This is a genomic window from Pseudorhodoferax soli (genome assembly GCF_003337555.1).
GTDB classification, from domain to species: Bacteria; Pseudomonadota; Gammaproteobacteria; order Burkholderiales; family Burkholderiaceae_C; genus Pseudorhodoferax; species Pseudorhodoferax soli.
Genome location: NZ_QPJK01000001.1, coordinates 110,417 through 124,559, shown reverse-complemented (window position 1 = coordinate 124,559; position 14,143 = coordinate 110,417). Strand labels below are relative to the sequence as shown.

Annotated in this window: 10 protein-coding genes; 4 read left to right on the top strand and 6 right to left on the bottom strand. The window is 69.7% G+C overall.

Features of this window, described 5'->3' with window-relative positions; all coding sequences use genetic code 11:
- Positions 1-35 precede the first annotated feature (35 nt).
- Positions 36-1,484: a YncE family protein gene (locus DES41_RS00520; RefSeq protein ID WP_114464948.1), complete on the bottom strand. Its 1,449-nt coding sequence runs from the start codon at positions 1,482-1,484 to the stop codon at positions 36-38.
- A 187-nt stretch (positions 1,485-1,671) separates the two neighbouring features.
- Positions 1,672-2,892: a Y-family DNA polymerase gene (locus DES41_RS00515; RefSeq protein WP_114464946.1), complete on the bottom strand. Its 1,221-nt coding sequence runs from the start codon at positions 2,890-2,892 to the stop codon at positions 1,672-1,674.
- Between the two features lie 100 nt (positions 2,893-2,992).
- Between DES41_RS00515 and DES41_RS00510 the strand changes: the two genes are divergently transcribed.
- From DES41_RS00510 to DES41_RS00500, 3 genes are all read left to right on the top strand, one after another.
- Positions 2,993-4,648 carry an acyl-CoA dehydrogenase family protein gene (locus DES41_RS00510; protein ID WP_114464944.1) on the top strand — a complete coding sequence of 552 codons (1,656 nt, stop codon included), beginning with the start codon at positions 2,993-2,995 and terminating at the stop codon, positions 4,646-4,648.
- Between the two features lie 44 nt (positions 4,649-4,692).
- Positions 4,693-6,930 (top strand): NADP-dependent isocitrate dehydrogenase, encoded by a 2,238-nt coding sequence (locus DES41_RS00505; RefSeq protein ID WP_114464942.1) that lies wholly within the window; start codon positions 4,693-4,695, stop codon positions 6,928-6,930.
- A 72-nt stretch (positions 6,931-7,002) separates the two neighbouring features.
- A complete protein-coding gene (locus tag DES41_RS00500; RefSeq protein ID WP_114464940.1) occupies positions 7,003-7,950 on the top strand; it encodes an MYG1 family protein in 948 nt (315 codons plus the stop codon).
- Between the two features lie 18 nt (positions 7,951-7,968).
- Here DES41_RS00500 and DES41_RS00495 read toward each other — a convergent pair whose 3' ends face one another.
- The gene (locus DES41_RS00495) at positions 7,969-8,901 is read right to left on the bottom strand and encodes an exopolyphosphatase (RefSeq protein WP_114464938.1); all 933 of its coding nucleotides are present in this window, start codon (positions 8,899-8,901) and stop codon (positions 7,969-7,971) included.
- A 113-nt stretch (positions 8,902-9,014) separates the two neighbouring features.
- Positions 9,015-9,500 (bottom strand): MarR family winged helix-turn-helix transcriptional regulator, encoded by a 486-nt coding sequence (locus tag DES41_RS00490; protein ID WP_114466760.1) that lies wholly within the window; start codon positions 9,498-9,500, stop codon positions 9,015-9,017.
- A gap of 84 nt (positions 9,501-9,584) precedes the next feature.
- Here DES41_RS00490 and DES41_RS00485 point away from each other — a divergent pair, with 84 nt between their 5' ends.
- On the top strand, positions 9,585-11,486 hold the full coding sequence (locus DES41_RS00485) for an FAD-binding monooxygenase (protein WP_114464936.1): 1,902 nt from the start codon (positions 9,585-9,587) through the stop codon (positions 11,484-11,486).
- Here DES41_RS00485 and DES41_RS00480 read toward each other — a convergent pair.
- Complete coding sequence (locus DES41_RS00480) at positions 11,483-13,105, bottom strand: sensor histidine kinase (RefSeq protein WP_170168057.1); 1,623 nt, start codon at positions 13,103-13,105, stop codon at positions 11,483-11,485. The two genes, DES41_RS00485 and DES41_RS00480, sit on opposite strands and share 4 nt — an antisense overlap.
- Positions 13,106-13,346: 241 nt before the next feature.
- Positions 13,347-14,141: a 4-hydroxy-2-oxoheptanedioate aldolase gene (gene hpaI, locus DES41_RS00475; protein ID WP_211332860.1), complete on the bottom strand. Its 795-nt coding sequence runs from the start codon at positions 14,139-14,141 to the stop codon at positions 13,347-13,349.
- Positions 14,142-14,143: the final 2 nt, after the last annotated feature.

The window sequence follows — 14,143 nt, the reverse complement described above, 5'->3', positions numbered from 1 at the left end:
CAGAGCGGGGCGTTCTTCAGGAGCCAGGATGCCGCTCAGCGCACCGTGATGCGGCCGATGCGGTCGCCTTCGCCGTCTTCCGAGCCACGCGCCTTGTTGACCGTGAAGGCCGTGCCCTTGCCGTCCAACGCGATGTGGTTGGGGAAGCTCCCCACGTCCAGGTTGCCGAGGATCTTGCCGTCCGCGTCCAGGATGGTCACGGTGTCGCTGGCGCGGTTGGCCGCGTAGGCGACGCGCTTGACCGGGTCGAACGTCACGTTCAACGTGCCAGCGCCGACCTTCACGTCGTGCAGCGTCTTGCCGGTCTTGGCGTCGACGATGACCACGTTGTCCGAGCCCTGGGCCGCCACGAAGATGCGGTCGGTCTGGGCGTCGTAGGCGATGCCCGAGGCCGACACGGCGGTCTCGACCGCGAACACCTTCTCCACCTTGTCGGCCTTGGTGTCGATGATGGCCACCTCGCCGCCGCCGCTGACGACGAACAGGCGGCTCGTGGCGGTGTCCAGCGCCAGGCTCATGGGCGAGAAGTCCTTGGCGTTGGGCCCGCGCAGCGTGCTCTGGACCGGGATGTTCTTCAGGAAGGCCGGAGTCTTGGTGCTGAACACGGCGATCTGCGGCTCGCCGACCGGCGTGGCGTAGGCCTTGCCCTGCACGCCGTCGACCAGCACGTCGCGCGCATGCGGCACCACGCCGGGCTCGAACTGCTTGACGATGGCCAGGTCCGACTGGCGGTACACGGCCACGGTGTTCTGGCGCGTGTTGGTGACCCAGACATTGCCGTTGGCATCGTCCACGCCGATGCCGTAGACCGCGTACAGGCCGGGCAGGGCGTTGGCGGCGGGGGCCGGCGCGCCGGGGCGGGCCGGTGCTGCGGGGGCCGCGGGGGCCGTCACACGCTGCTCGATGGCCAGCGTCTGCGCGTTGACCTTCACGAGTTCGCTGCGCGTGACCGGCGGGCGGCCGACGGCCGAGGTCACGAACACGCGGTCGGTCCTGGCCGAGTAGCCCGCCTGGTACAGGCCCGGCACCAGCGTCTGCGACTGCACGCTGAAGCGTTCCTGCCCCGACAGCGGCACGTCCGGCGAGATCTTGAGCGGCACCAGCAACGAGGCGGGCGGGTTGGTGGCGCTGGCCACCAGCGCATAGCGGCCCGGCTCGGCGGCGGCGGGCAGCACGAACTGCGTGCGGAACTTGCCGTCCTTGTCGGCCGTGGCGGTCTGGCCGAGTTCGGCGCCGCCGTAGCTCAGGCTGACCTTCTGGCCGGGCTTGAAGTCGCTGCCGGCCAGCGTCACGGGCTTGCCGGCCAGCACCACGGGCGTGTCTGCCAGGCTGACACGGCCCTTGAACGCGGCAGCGTCTTGCGCATCGAACCGCGGGCCCGAGGCGCAGGCCGCCAGGCCCAGTGCCATCGACACGGCCAGCACGGTCTGCACAGGACGACCCCAGACGGCGAAGGTGTTGGCGGCAGGACGTCGGTTGTTCATGCAATCTTCCTTGTGGTTGAGAAAAAACGGGGTGCGGGCGCCAGCGGCGACGCGGTCATCGCCCCAGGCCGGGCAAGCTCGTGAAGCGGATGAGAATGATTTGTATTGGCCGTGGATTCTAGAGGTGGCGTCGGCCGTCACCGGGGCGAATGCCCTGACTTCGCAATTCTTTGCAATGGGCGCGGGCTCAGAAGAGCTGGCCCGTGGTGTCCACCATCTCGGCGCTGTCGGCCAGTTCGCCGGGCCTGGCCAGCGTGCCGACGCGCACGCCGAGCAATCGCAGGCGCCGGTCCAGCGTCACGCGCTTCAGGCACTGCCCCGCCGCCTGGCGGATCTGCCGCGCATCGGCGGTGTGCACCGCGATGGTCTGGTCGCGCGTGGCGATCTTGAAGTCGTCGAAGCGCAGCTTGATGCCGATGGTCTTGCCGACATAGCCCTTGCGCTGCAGATCCTCGGCCACCTTCTCGCACAGCTGCGTGAAGATGGCCGAGAGTTCGGCGCGGTCGCGCACGGCGTGCAGGTCGCGGTCGAAGGTGGTCTCGCGGCTCATGGAGACGGGCTCGCTCTCGGTCACCACCGGCCGGTCGTCGCGGCCCCAGGAGGCCTCGTGCATCCAGGCGCCATAGGCCCGGCCGAAGTGCTCGACCAGCCAGGCGCGCTCCTTGGCCGCCATCTCGCCGATGGTCGTGATGCCCAGCGCCTGCAGCTTGGCATCGGCCTTGGGGCCGATGCCGTTGATCTTGCGCGCCGGCAGCGGCCAGATGCGGCTCTGGAGGTCGGCCGCGTGCACGATGGAGATGCCCTTGGGCTTGTCGAACTCGCTGGCCATCTTGGCGATGAGCTTGTTCGGCGCCACGCCGATGGAGCAGGTCAGGCCGGTGCGCTCGAAGATGGTGCGCTGGATCAGCCGGGCCAGCACGCGGCCGCCTTCGCGTTGGCCGCCGGGCACCTCGGTGAAGTCGATGTACACCTCGTCGACCCCACGGTCTTCCATGAGCGGCGCGATCTCGAGGATGGTGCTCTTGAAGATGCGCGAGAAGCGCCGGTACTCGTCGAAGTCCACCGGCAGCAGGATGGCCTGCGGGCACAGCTTGGCGGCCTTCATCATGCCCATGGCAGAACCCACGCCGAAGGCGCGCGCAGGGTAGGTGGCGGTGGTGATGACGCCGCGGCCCACGTAGTCGCCCAGCCGCGGAAACTCCGCCACGGGCAGGTTCTCCTGCTGCGCCAGCACGCTGTCGGCCCGGCGCCGGCCGCCGCCGATCACGACGGGCAGGCCCTTGAGCTGCGGGTAGCGCAGCAGTTCGACGGAGGCGTAGAACGCATCCATGTCGAGGTGGGCGATGCGGCGGGGCAGGGGCGCAGGCGGGGTCAAGCCCGCAAGCATACGTGCTGGCGGTGGGGCCATTGCGGCGGTATACAGTGGCGGGTTTTGGGCCGATTGGCACAGGGGGCGTCGGCCCTGTCGCTATCATCGCCCCCGACCCCACCCCTCGGAGCCTATTTCCATGACGTCCGACCCGGACCTCGTTGACGCTGCCCGCCGCCTGCTCGATGGCCTGCAGGCCTCGTTCGACGCCGCCGTGCAGGCCGTGGCGCGGCGCTGTGGCAGCGCTGGCCGGCTCGACCCGGCTGCGCTGGATGCGGCCCAGGGGGTGTCCTACGAACTGGCCTGGGCCAGCGCCGAGCTGCTGGCCGCGCGCACCGTGCTGCAGGCGCCGGCCGCCGCCGGCCTAAACCGCGCGCTGGCGCTGCTGTTCGCCACGGAGGCGATGCGTGCCGTGCAGGGGCGTCTCGAATCCGTCGCCATCGACGCCGACCTGGACGGCGCCCCGCTGCGCGCCTGGGCTGCCGACCCGCAATGGCCGGCGCTGCGCCGGGCCGCGGCCGGCCCCGCCGCGCTGACGGCTGCCACCCACGCACTGGCCGCGGCCGAGACCGAGATCGGCCCCGTCACGGTCAGCGAGGAGGTGGCCATGGCGCGCGACGCGTTCCGCCGCTTCGGCTCGGAGGTGGTCGCGCCGCTGGCCGCCGAGATCCATGCACACGACCTGACCATCCCCGAGACCATCCTCGGCCCGCTGCGCGAGATGGGCGTGTTCGGCCTGTCCATCCCGCAGGCGTACGGCGGCAGCGCGCCCGGCCAGCACGACGACACGGCCATGATGATCGCCGTGACCGAGGCGCTGTCCGAGGCCTCGCTGGGCGCGGCCGGCAGCCTGATCACGCGGCCCGAGATCCTGTCGCGCGCGCTCCTGGCGGGCGGCACCGAAGAACAGAAGCAGGCCTTCCTGCCCAGGATCGCTGCCGGCGAGCCGCTCTGCGCGATCGCGATGACCGAGCCCGACCACGGATCGGACGTGGCCAGCCTGGCGCTCAAGGCCACGCGCGTCGCCGGGGGCTGGCGCCTGGACGGTGCCAAGACCTGGTGCACCTTCGCCGGCAAGGCCGGCCTGCTGATGGTCGTGGCGCGCACCAACCCCGACAAGGCGGCCGGCTACAAGGGCCTGTCCATCCTGCTGGTCGAGAAGCCCTCGACCGAGAACCACGCCTTCGACTTCCAGCCGCAAGGTGGCGGCCGCCTGCGCGGCAAGGCCATCCCCACCATCGGCTACCGCGGCATGCATTCCTACGAGCTCGCGTTCGAGGACTTCTTCGTGCCCGACAGCCACGTGCTGGGCGGCGAGGCGGGCCTGGGCAAGGGCTTCTACTTCAACATGGCCGGCATGGTCGGCGGGCGCATGCAGACTTCGGCGCGCGCCACCGGCGTGATGCGCGCCGCGCTGCGCGAGGCGCTGCACTACACACAGGACCGCAAGGTCTTCGGCCAGCCGCTCATCGGCTTCCCGCTGACCCAGTCCAAGCTGGCCCACATGGCTGCGCGCCTGGCGGCCTGCCGCCAGACCGCCTACGCCGTCGGCAACCGGCTCGAGGCCGCCGACGGCCGCATCGAGGCCGCGCAGATCAAGCTGCTGGCCTGCCGCTCGGCCGAACTGCTCACGCGCGAAGCCCTGCAGCTGCACGGCGGCATGGGCTACGCCGAGGAGACGCCCGTGAGCCGCTACTTCGTGGACGCCCGCGTGCTGTCCATCTTCGAGGGCGCCGAGGAGACTCTGGCGCTCAAGGTCATCGCCCGCGGCCTGTTCGAGAAGGCACTGGCCTGACCGCCCCCTTTTTTCACCGTTTCACCACCGCCTAGGAATCCGTCATGGCAGAGACCAAACCCAAGATCATCTACACCCTCACCGATGAGGCGCCGCTGCTGGCGACGCATTCCTTCCTGCCGATCGTGCAGGCCTTCGCCGCACCGGCAGGCGTCGAGGTGGAAACCAGCGACATCTCGGTCGCCAGCCGCATCCTGGGCCAGTTCCCCGAGCTGCTGACGCCGGAGCAGCGCGTGCCCGACAACCTCGGCGAGCTGGGCAAGCTCACGCTGAAGCCCTCGGCCAACATCATCAAGCTGCCCAACATCAGCGCCTCGGTGTCCCAGCTCAAGGCCGCCATCAAGGAGCTGCAGGACAAGGGCTACAAGATCCCGGACTACCCCGAGAACGCCCAGACCGACGAAGAGAAGGACATCCGCGCGCGCTACAACAAGTGCACGGGCTCGGCCGTGAACCCGGTGCTGCGCGAAGGCAACTCCGACCGCCGCGCACCCAAGGCGGTGAAGGAATACGCCCGCAAGAACCCGCACAGCATGGCCGACTGGAGCCAGGCCTCGCGCTCGCACGTCTCGCACATGCACGGCGGCGACTTCTACCACGGTGAGAAGTCGATGACGCTGGACAAGGCGCGCGACGTGAAGATGGAGCTCATCACCAAGAGCGGCAAGGCCATCGTGCTCAAGTCCAAGGTCTCGCTGCTGGACCGCGAGATCATCGACTCGATGTTCATGAGCAAGAAGGCGCTCGTGGAGTTCTACGAGAAGGAGATCGAGGACGCGCACGCGACCGGCGTGATGTTCTCGCTGCACGTCAAGGCCACCATGATGAAGGTCTCGCACCCCATCGTGTTCGGCCACTGCGTGAAGATCTTCTACAAGGACGCCTTCGAGAAGCACGCCAAGCTGTTCGAGGAGCTGGGCGTCAACGTCAACAACGGCATGGTCGATCTGTACAACAAGATTGCCGCACTGCCGCAGAGCAAGCAGGACGAGATCAAGCGCGACCTGCACGCCTGCCACGAGGGCCGCCCCGAGCTGGCCATGGTCGATTCCGCCAAGGGCATCACCAACTTCCATTCGCCCAACGACATCATCGTGGACGCTTCGATGCCCGCCATGATCCGCAACGGCGGCAAGATGTGGGGTGCCGACGGCCGCCTGAAGGACGTCAAGGCCGTGATGCCCGAATCGACCTTCGCCCGCATCTACCAGGAGATCATCAACTTCTGCAAGTGGCACGGCGCCTTCGATCCGAAGACCATGGGCACCGTGCCCAACGTCGGCCTGATGGCCCAGCAGGCCGAGGAATACGGCTCGCACGACAAGACCTTCGAGGTGCCCGAAGACGGCGTCGCCAACATCACCGACCTGAACACCGGCGAAGTGCTGCTGTCGCAGAACGTGGAGAAGGGCGACATCTGGCGCATGTGCCAGGTCAAGGACGCCGCCATCCGCGACTGGGTCAAGCTGGCCGTCACACGCGCGCGCAACTCGGGCATGCCGGTGGTGTTCTGGCTCGACCAGTACCGTCCGCACGAGGCGCAGATGATCACCAAGGTCCGCATGTACCTGCACGAGCACAACACCTCGGGCCTGGACATCCAGATCATGAGCCAGGTGCGCGCCATGCGTTACACGCTGGAGCGCGTGGTGCGCGGGTTGGACACCATCAGCGCCACCGGCAACATCCTGCGCGACTACCTGACCGACCTGTTCCCCATCATGGAGCTGGGCACCTCGGCCAAGATGCTGTCCATCGTGCCGCTGATGGCCGGCGGCGGCATGTACGAGACGGGCGCCGGCGGCTCCGCACCCAAGCACGTGCAGCAGCTGGTCGAGGAGAACCACCTGCGCTGGGATTCGCTGGGCGAGTTCCTGGCGCTGGCCGTGAGCCTGGAAGAGCTGGGCATCAAGAACAACAACGCCAAGGCCAAGATCGTGGCCAAGGCGCTGGACGCGGCCACCGGCAAGCTGCTGGACAACAACAAGGGCCCGAGCCCCAAGACCGGCCAGATCGACAACCGCGGCAGCCACTTCTACATCGCGCTGTACTGGGCGCAGGAACTGGCGGCGCAGACGGAAGACAAGGATCTGGCCGCCAAGTTCGCGCCCCTGGCCAAGACGCTGACCGAGCAGGAAGCCGCCATCACCAAGGAACTCCTCGAGGTGCAGGGCAAGCCGGTGGACATCGGCGGTTACTACAAGCTGGACGACGCCAAGGTCGCCGCCATCATGCGCCCCAGCAAGACGCTGAACGACGCGCTGGCGACACTGACGGCCTGAGCGCCAGGGCTTGCGCATGAAGGGCTGGGAGCCGATGCTCCCGGCCCTTTTTTCTTACCCAGGCACGACACGATGCATACCACGACCCGCTCCACCACCATCGCCACGCACAACGGCTCTTTCCACGCGGACGACGTGTTCGGCGTGGCCGTGCTGCGGCTGCTGTTTCCCGAGGCGACGCTGCTGCGCACACGCGACGCCGCGCTGATCGCCGCCGCCGATTACGCCGTCGACGTGGGCGGCGAATGGGACGCCGCCCGCGGCCGCTTCGACCACCACCAGCGCGGCTTCGACGGCGCACGCGCCAGCGGCGTGGTCTATGCCAGTGCCGGCCTGGTGTGGGCTGCGCACGGTCCGGCCCTGGTTGCGCAGCAGTGCGGCGTGACGGAGCCAACGCTCGTCCAGGCGATTGCCGACAGCCTGGACCGCGAACTGGTGCAGCACCTGGACCGGGCCGACACCGGCGCCGCCAATGCCGCGCCGGGGCTGTTCGGCCTGTCGGCGCTGCTGGCGCAGTTCAACCTGCCCTGGGACCGGCGCGGCAGCGCCGCGCAGGACGATGCCGCCGCGCTGGCGCGCTTCGAGCAGGCGATGGGCGTGGTCACGCAGCTGCTGTTGGCCGCGCTCGACCAGCAGCGCGCCCGCCACCAGGGCGCGCAGCAGGTGCGCGAGGCACGGGTGCTGCTGGACGGCCGCGTGCTGGTGCTGCCGCGCGGCGGCCTGCCTTGGCGCGACGTGGCCAGTGCCGAGATGCCGGACCTGTGGTTCGTGGTCTACCCCGACGCCAGCGACGAGCAGCACCAGGTGCATGTGGTGACTGTGGAGCCGCAGTCGTTCACGGCGCGCAAGGATCTGCCGCGCGCCTGGGCCGGCCTGCGCGAGGCCGAGCTGGCGGCGGCCAGCGGCGTGGCCGATGCGGTGTTCTGCCACAACGGCCGCTTCATCGCCGGAGCACGCTCGCTGGACGGCGCACTCCGCCTGGCCGAACTGGCGGTGGCGGCCCCCTTCGATCCGAAGTGAGGCCGCGGCGCGGCGGCTTCAGCCGGCCGCGTTGATCTTGGCGACGACCTCGCGCAGCTTGGCGTCGGCCTGGTCGTTCTCCACCTGGCAGGTGCCGGCGGCCTGGTGCCCGCCGCCGCCGTACTGCAGCATGAGTTCGCCGATGTTGCACTGGCTGCTGCGGTCCAGGATGGACTTGCCCGTGGCCAGCACGGTGTTCTGCTTCTGCACGCCCCACATCACGTGGATCGAGACCTTGGCGCGTGGGAACAGCGCATAGACCATGAAGCGGTTGACGGCCCAGATGGTTTCCTCGTTGCGCAGGTCCAGCACCACCACATCGCCGTGCACCTTGCCGCAGCGCAGGATCTGCTCGCGCGCCTTGCCGGCGTGCTCGTCGTACACGTCCACCCGCTCCTTGACGTCGGGCAACGCGAGGATCTGGTCGATGCTGTGGTCGCGGCAGTAGCGGATGAGGTCCATCATCAGCGCGTAGTTGCTGATGCGGAATTCGCGGAAGCGGCCCAGGCCCGTGCGCGCATCCATCAGGTAGTTCAGCAGCACCCAGCCGGTGGGCGCGAGGATCTCGTCGCGCACGTACTGCGCCGAGTCGGCCTTGTCCACGGCCTCCATCATCTCGTCGGAAATCTTCGGGAATCGCTGCCTGCCGCCGAAGTGCTCGTACACCACGCGCGCGGCCGAGGGGGCGTGGGCGTCGATGATGTGGTTGCTGCCGGCATCCTGGTTGCGGATGGTCTCCGACAGATGGTGGTCGAACGCCAGGTGCGCGCCGGCCACATAGGGCAGGTTGGTCGTGATGTCGCGCCCGCTGATGGCGATCTTGCCGTCCTGCATGTCCTTGGGGTGGACGAACAGGATGTCGTCGATCATGTCCAGCTCGTTCAGCAGCACGGCGCAGACGAGACCGTCGAAGTCGCTGCGGGTGACGAGGCGGTACTTGGGCGTGGGCATGCGCGCTCTCTTTTCGAATGGATAAACGCGCGATTGTGGTGGCCCGTGCGGCAGCCGTCACGGCGCGCAGGGCCTCGCGCTGACGGAAGGCGCGGCGGTGCTGCCGAGCGGTGTCAGCCCTCTGGCGCGGCCGTGTCGTCCACGCCCGCATGGTGGGCGATGACGCGCTGCACCATGTCCATGAAGAGCGTGCGCTCGGCGGCCGTCAGCGGGTCCAGCATGCGCTGCTGCGCCTGCAGCATGGTGGGCAACAGCTCCCGGCGCAGCGCCTCGCCCGCGGCCGTCAGGTGCAGCAGGCGCACGCGCCTGTCCTGCGGCGACAGGCTGCGCGCGAGCAGGGCGCGCGCTTCCAGCCGGTCGACCACGCCGCCGATGGTCGATGTGTCCAGGCTCACGGCGCGGGCCAGCGTGCGCTGGTCGATGCCGGGTTGGTCGGACAGCGTCTGCAGCACCGCATACTGCACGGGGGTGGTGCCCGCGCTGGCCGCTTCCTGCATGAACACGGCGAACGCGATCTGCTGCAGGCGCCGGATGCTGTGGCCGGGCTGCGAGCGCAGGTCGACGTCGGGCGCTGGCTGGCTGGCGCTGGTCTTCTTCATCGCCATATTCTCCCATTGCACAAATCATACGTATGCTGATAATATTGATGCGTACTGAAATTGACCGTGCGCAGGAGATACGCCATGCAGTTCCATCTGGACGGATTCCAACCCGGCGACCCGCGCGTCCTGCCCGCTTCGGCTGCTGCGCAGCTGCCGACGGAGCAGCCGCCGGCCGAGGTCGACGTGCTGATCGTGGGCTGCGGCCCGGCCGGCCTGACGCTGGCGGCCCAGCTGGCCGCGTTCCCCGACATCCGCACCTGCATCGTCGAGGCCAAGGATGGACCGCTGCAGCTGGGCCAGGCCGATGGCATCGCCTGCCGCACGATGGAGATGTTCGAGGCCTTCGGCTTCAGCGAGCGCGTGCTGCAGGAGGCCTGCTGGATCAACGAAGTGACCTTCTGGAAGCCCGGCGCGCAGGACGGCGGCATCGTGCGCCATGGCCGCGTGCAGGACACGCCCGACGGGCTTTCCGAGTTTCCCCACGTGGTGCTGAACCAGGCCCGCGTGCACGACTTCTATCTCGAGCAGATGCGCCGCGCGCCCGGCCGCATGCAGCCGTACTACGGCCGCAGCGTGTCGGCGGTGGCGGTGGACGCGCAAGCGGCAGACCATCCCGTCACCGTGACGCTGGCGCGCGCCGGGGCTGAGCAGTCCGAGACCGTGCGCGCCCGCTACGTCGTCGGTTGCGACGGCGCACGCAGCGCCGTGCGCAAGGCCATCGGCCAGCAACTCGTGGGCGACTCGGCCAACCAGGCCTGGGGTGTGATGGACCTGCTCGCCGTGACCGACTTCCCCGACATCCGCAGCAAGGTGGCCGTGCAGTCCGAACACGGCAACCTGCTCGTGATCCCGCGCGAGGGCGGCTACCTCGTGCGCCTGTATGTGGAGATGGACAAGCTGGGCGAGGACGAGCGCGCCGCCCACCGCGGCATCACGCTGGAGCAGCTGGTGGCCGCCGCGCAGCGCATCCTGCATCCCTACACCCTGGAGGTGAAGGACGTGCCCTGGTGGTCGGTCTACGAGATCGGCCAGCGCATCTGCGCGCGCTACGACGACGTGCCGGCCGAGCGGGCGGACCGGCAGCTGCCGCGCGTGTTCATCGCCGGCGACGCCTGCCACACCCACAGCCCCAAGGCCGGGCAGGGCATGAACGTCTCCATGCAGGACAGCTTCAACCTGGGCTGGAAGCTGGCGGCCGTGCTGCGCGGCCAGTGCGCACCGACGCTACTGCACAGCTACAGCGCCGAGCGCCAGGCCGTGGCCCAGCAGCTCATCGACTTCGACCGCGACTGGGCACGCATGTTCAGCGACCGGCCCGCCGAGGGCGGCGCAGGTGGCGTGGACCCCAAGGCCTTCCAGCGCTACTTCGAGCAGCATGGCCGCTTCACGGCTGGCGTGGGCACGCAGTACCCACCCTCCGTGGTGTGCGGCGACGCCACGCACCAGGCGCTGGCCAGCGGTTTCGGGGTCGGCACGCGTTTCCATTCCGCGCCCGTGGTGCGCGTGGCCGATGCCAGGCCCCTGCAACTGGGCCATGTGGCGCGTGCCGACGGCCGCTGGCGGCTGTACGCCTTCGCCGCGGCCGACGACCACCGGGACCCCGGCACCGGCCTGCGCGCGCTGTGCCGCTTCCTTGCCGAAGCGCCGGACTCGCCGCTGCGCCGCCACACGCCGGCTGGCCAGGATCCGGACGCCGTGTTCGACCTGCGCGCCGTGTTCCCGCAGCGGCACGACGAACTCGCCCAGGAGACCATGCCGGCGCTGCTGCTGCCGCGCAAGGGCCGGTACGGGCTCGTCGACTACGAGAAGGTCTTCGCGGCAGACGGCAGGCCGGGGCAGGACATCTATGCGCTGCGCGGCATCGACCGCGCGCACGGGGCGCTGGTGGTGGTGCGGCCGGACCAGTACGTGGCGCAGGTGCTGCCGCTGGATGCGCACCAGGCGCTGGCCGGCTTCTTCGCCGGCTTCATGCGGGCGGCCTAACGCCGCGCCGGCAGCGCTTCCAGCAGCTCGGCCGCGCGGTCCAGGTCGAACCGGGCCAGCGCCTGTTCCACCTGGGCCACGTGCTGCGCGAGGCCCTGGCCGCGCAGGCGTTGCAGCAGCACGGGCAGGTCCGCCTCGTCCTGCTCGCCGTTGCGCAGGGCTGCCGCGGTGGCACGCAGCGAGTCGTGCCAGGGCTGCTCGTCGGGATCGGGCGCATCGAACAGCGCCTGCAGGCCGGCGGGCAAGGGTGCCTCATGCGACGGCGCGGACGGTGTGCCGTCTGCGGCCTGCGCGGCGCCCGGCCCGGCGCCTTCCTGCAGCGGCACCAGCACGCGGAACACGCTGCCCTGGCCGGGCGTGCTCTGCAGCGTCAGCGTGCCGCCCATGCGTTGGACCAGTTGCCGCGCCAGCGTGATGCCCAGGCCCGTGCCGCCGAAGCGCCGGCTCGCCGAGCCATCGGCCTGGGAGAAGGCGTCGAAGACGCGGGCCTGGTCTTGCGCTGCGATGCCGATGCCGGTGTCGTGCACGGCCAGCAGCACCTGGCCATGCTGGCGCGCCAGCTGCAGCCGCACCGTGCCCTGCTCGGTGAACTTGACGGCGTTGTCCAGCAGCTTGTCCAGCACCTGGCGCAGCCGCGGCCCGTCGCCCTGGAAGGCGTCGCCGAGGCCGGGCTCGGCGTCCAGGCGCAGCGCCAGGCCCTTTTGCTCGGCCGCCGCATGCTGGCTGGCCAGGGCCTCCTGCGCGAGGGCGCGCAGCGAGAAGTCGACCGTCTCGCACTGCAGCTGGCTGCGCTCCAGCTTGGCCATGTCCAGGATGTCGTTCATGAGCCGCAGCAGCGCGGTGGCGGCCTGGCGCACCTTGAACACATACTGGCGCTGCCGCATGTCGAGCTCGTTGCGCAGCACGATCTCGGAGAAGCCGATGATGGCGTTCAGCGGTGTGCGCACCTCGTGGCCCATGTTGGCGAGGAAGGTGGTCTTGGCGGCCACCGCCTGCTCTGCGCGGTCCTTGGCGTCGCGCAGCGCCTGCTCCATCCCCTTGCGTTCGCTGATGTCCACCACCACCCCGTCCAGCCACAGCACGCGGCCCGTGGCGTCGCGCACGGCCTTGCCGCGCTCCCAGGCCCAGAAGCTGTGGCCATCGCGGTGCATGGCGCGGTATTCGAGGGTGTAGCTGCGGCCGGCGTCCAGGGCGGCCTGCACCTCCGCCGTCACGCGCGCATGGTCGTCCGGATGCACCAGCTCGCGCAGCAGTTCGGGCGCGGCCAGGTAGTCGGCCGGCGACCAGCCCGACAGCGCGAGCACGGCCTCGCTGATGAACAGCACGCTCCAGTTCTCGTCGGCGCTGCAGCGGTAGGCGGCGCCCGGCATGCCGTTGATCAGCGAGGCGTATAGCGCCTCGCGTTGCTGGGCCTGCAGCGCGGCGGCCCGGAAGCTCTCCACGGTGCGGGCATTGGCCTCATCGGCATCCTGCCGTCGCCGCAGCGCTGCTGTCTCCTCGTGCAGCTGCAGTGATTCGCCGCGCGCGGTGCGCAGCGCACGCCGCTGTCGCCATGCGACCACCGCCAGCAGCGCCAGCAGGAACGCCAGGGCCATGCACACCAGTTCGAGCATGGCCATGCCGGAAGGGGCGCTGGGTGGCAGCGAAAGCGGAGAAGTCGGCATCCCCTTGGGCCTGGGCTGGATGGAGGGGCTGCGGTGGTGCAGCGGCTGCACCACTATAGGAAGCAAACCGCTCCTATTTCACACATATGCAGTGACCAATCCGCCCGAAACGATGACTTTCGCACAGTCGGCCGGACTTTCTGAACTGCATACATGCGGCATCCTGCCGTGCCGGCCGGGCCCTGGCCGGGCTGGTTCAGTAGCCGGAGCGGCCGTCTGCCGCGCTGTCCTGGCCCAGCCCGAAGTCGGCCGCCAGCCGGCGCGTGGCCTGGGCCAGCAGGCTCACCTCCACGCCCACCGCCACGAAGCGCGCGCCCAGTGCCAGGTAGCGGCGTGCCAGTGCCGCGTCGCCGGTCAGGATGCCGGCGGCCTTGCCGCTGGCGACGATGGTGGCGATGCCGCTCTCGATGGCGGACTGCACCTCGGGATGGCCCGGGTTGCCGCGGTGGCCCATGGAGGCGGCCAGGTCGGCCGGGCCGATGAACACGCCATCGACGCCATCGACGGCGCAGATCGCATCCAGGTTGCGCAGCGCCGTCGCGGTCTCGGCCTGCACCAGCAGGCAGACCTCGGCGTTGGCCTCGTCCAGGTACTGGGTGCGGGTGTTCCAGCGCGAGGCGCGTGCGATGGCCGAGCCCACGCCGCGCACGCCCTCGGGCGGATAACGCGTGGCGGCCACCATGGCGCGTGCCTGCTCGGCCGTGTCGACCATGGGCACGAGCAGGTTGCACGCGCCGATGTCCAGCAGCTGCTTGACCAGCGCCGTGCTGCCCTCGACCGCACGGACCACAGGCTGGGCGCGGTAGGGCGCCACGGCCTGCAGCTGCGCGAGGATGCTGCGCACGTCGTTGGGTGCGTGCTCGCCATCGACCAGCAGCCAGTCGAAGCCGGCCGTGGCGCAGATCTCGGCCGTGTAGGCCTCGGCCAGCGAGAGCCACAGGCCGATCTGCGGCTGGCCGGCAGCCAGCGCCTCTTTGAAGGGATTGCGCATGT

Bases quoted from the DNA above. Each gene is read 5' to 3' on its own strand.
- DES41_RS00520 (WP_114464948.1), bottom strand. From the start codon at position 1,484: ATGAACAACCGACGTCCTGCCGCCAACACCTTCGCCGTCTGGGGTCGT.
- DES41_RS00515 (WP_114464946.1), bottom strand. From the start codon at position 2,892: ATGGCCCCACCGCCAGCACGTATGCTTGCGGGCTTGACCCCGCCTGCG.
- DES41_RS00510 (WP_114464944.1), top strand. From the start codon at position 2,993: ATGACGTCCGACCCGGACCTCGTTGACGCTGCCCGCCGCCTGCTCGAT.
- DES41_RS00505 (WP_114464942.1), top strand. From the start codon at position 4,693: ATGGCAGAGACCAAACCCAAGATCATCTACACCCTCACCGATGAGGCG.
- DES41_RS00500 (WP_114464940.1), top strand. From the start codon at position 7,003: ATGCATACCACGACCCGCTCCACCACCATCGCCACGCACAACGGCTCT.
- DES41_RS00495 (WP_114464938.1), bottom strand. From the start codon at position 8,901: ATGCCCACGCCCAAGTACCGCCTCGTCACCCGCAGCGACTTCGACGGT.
- DES41_RS00490 (WP_114466760.1), bottom strand. From the start codon at position 9,500: ATGAAGAAGACCAGCGCCAGCCAGCCAGCGCCCGACGTCGACCTGCGC.
- DES41_RS00485 (WP_114464936.1), top strand. From the start codon at position 9,585: ATGCAGTTCCATCTGGACGGATTCCAACCCGGCGACCCGCGCGTCCTG.
- DES41_RS00480 (WP_170168057.1), bottom strand. From the start codon at position 13,105: ATGGCCATGCTCGAACTGGTGTGCATGGCCCTGGCGTTCCTGCTGGCG.
- hpaI (WP_211332860.1), bottom strand. From the start codon at position 14,141: ATGCGCAATCCCTTCAAAGAGGCGCTGGCTGCCGGCCAGCCGCAGATC.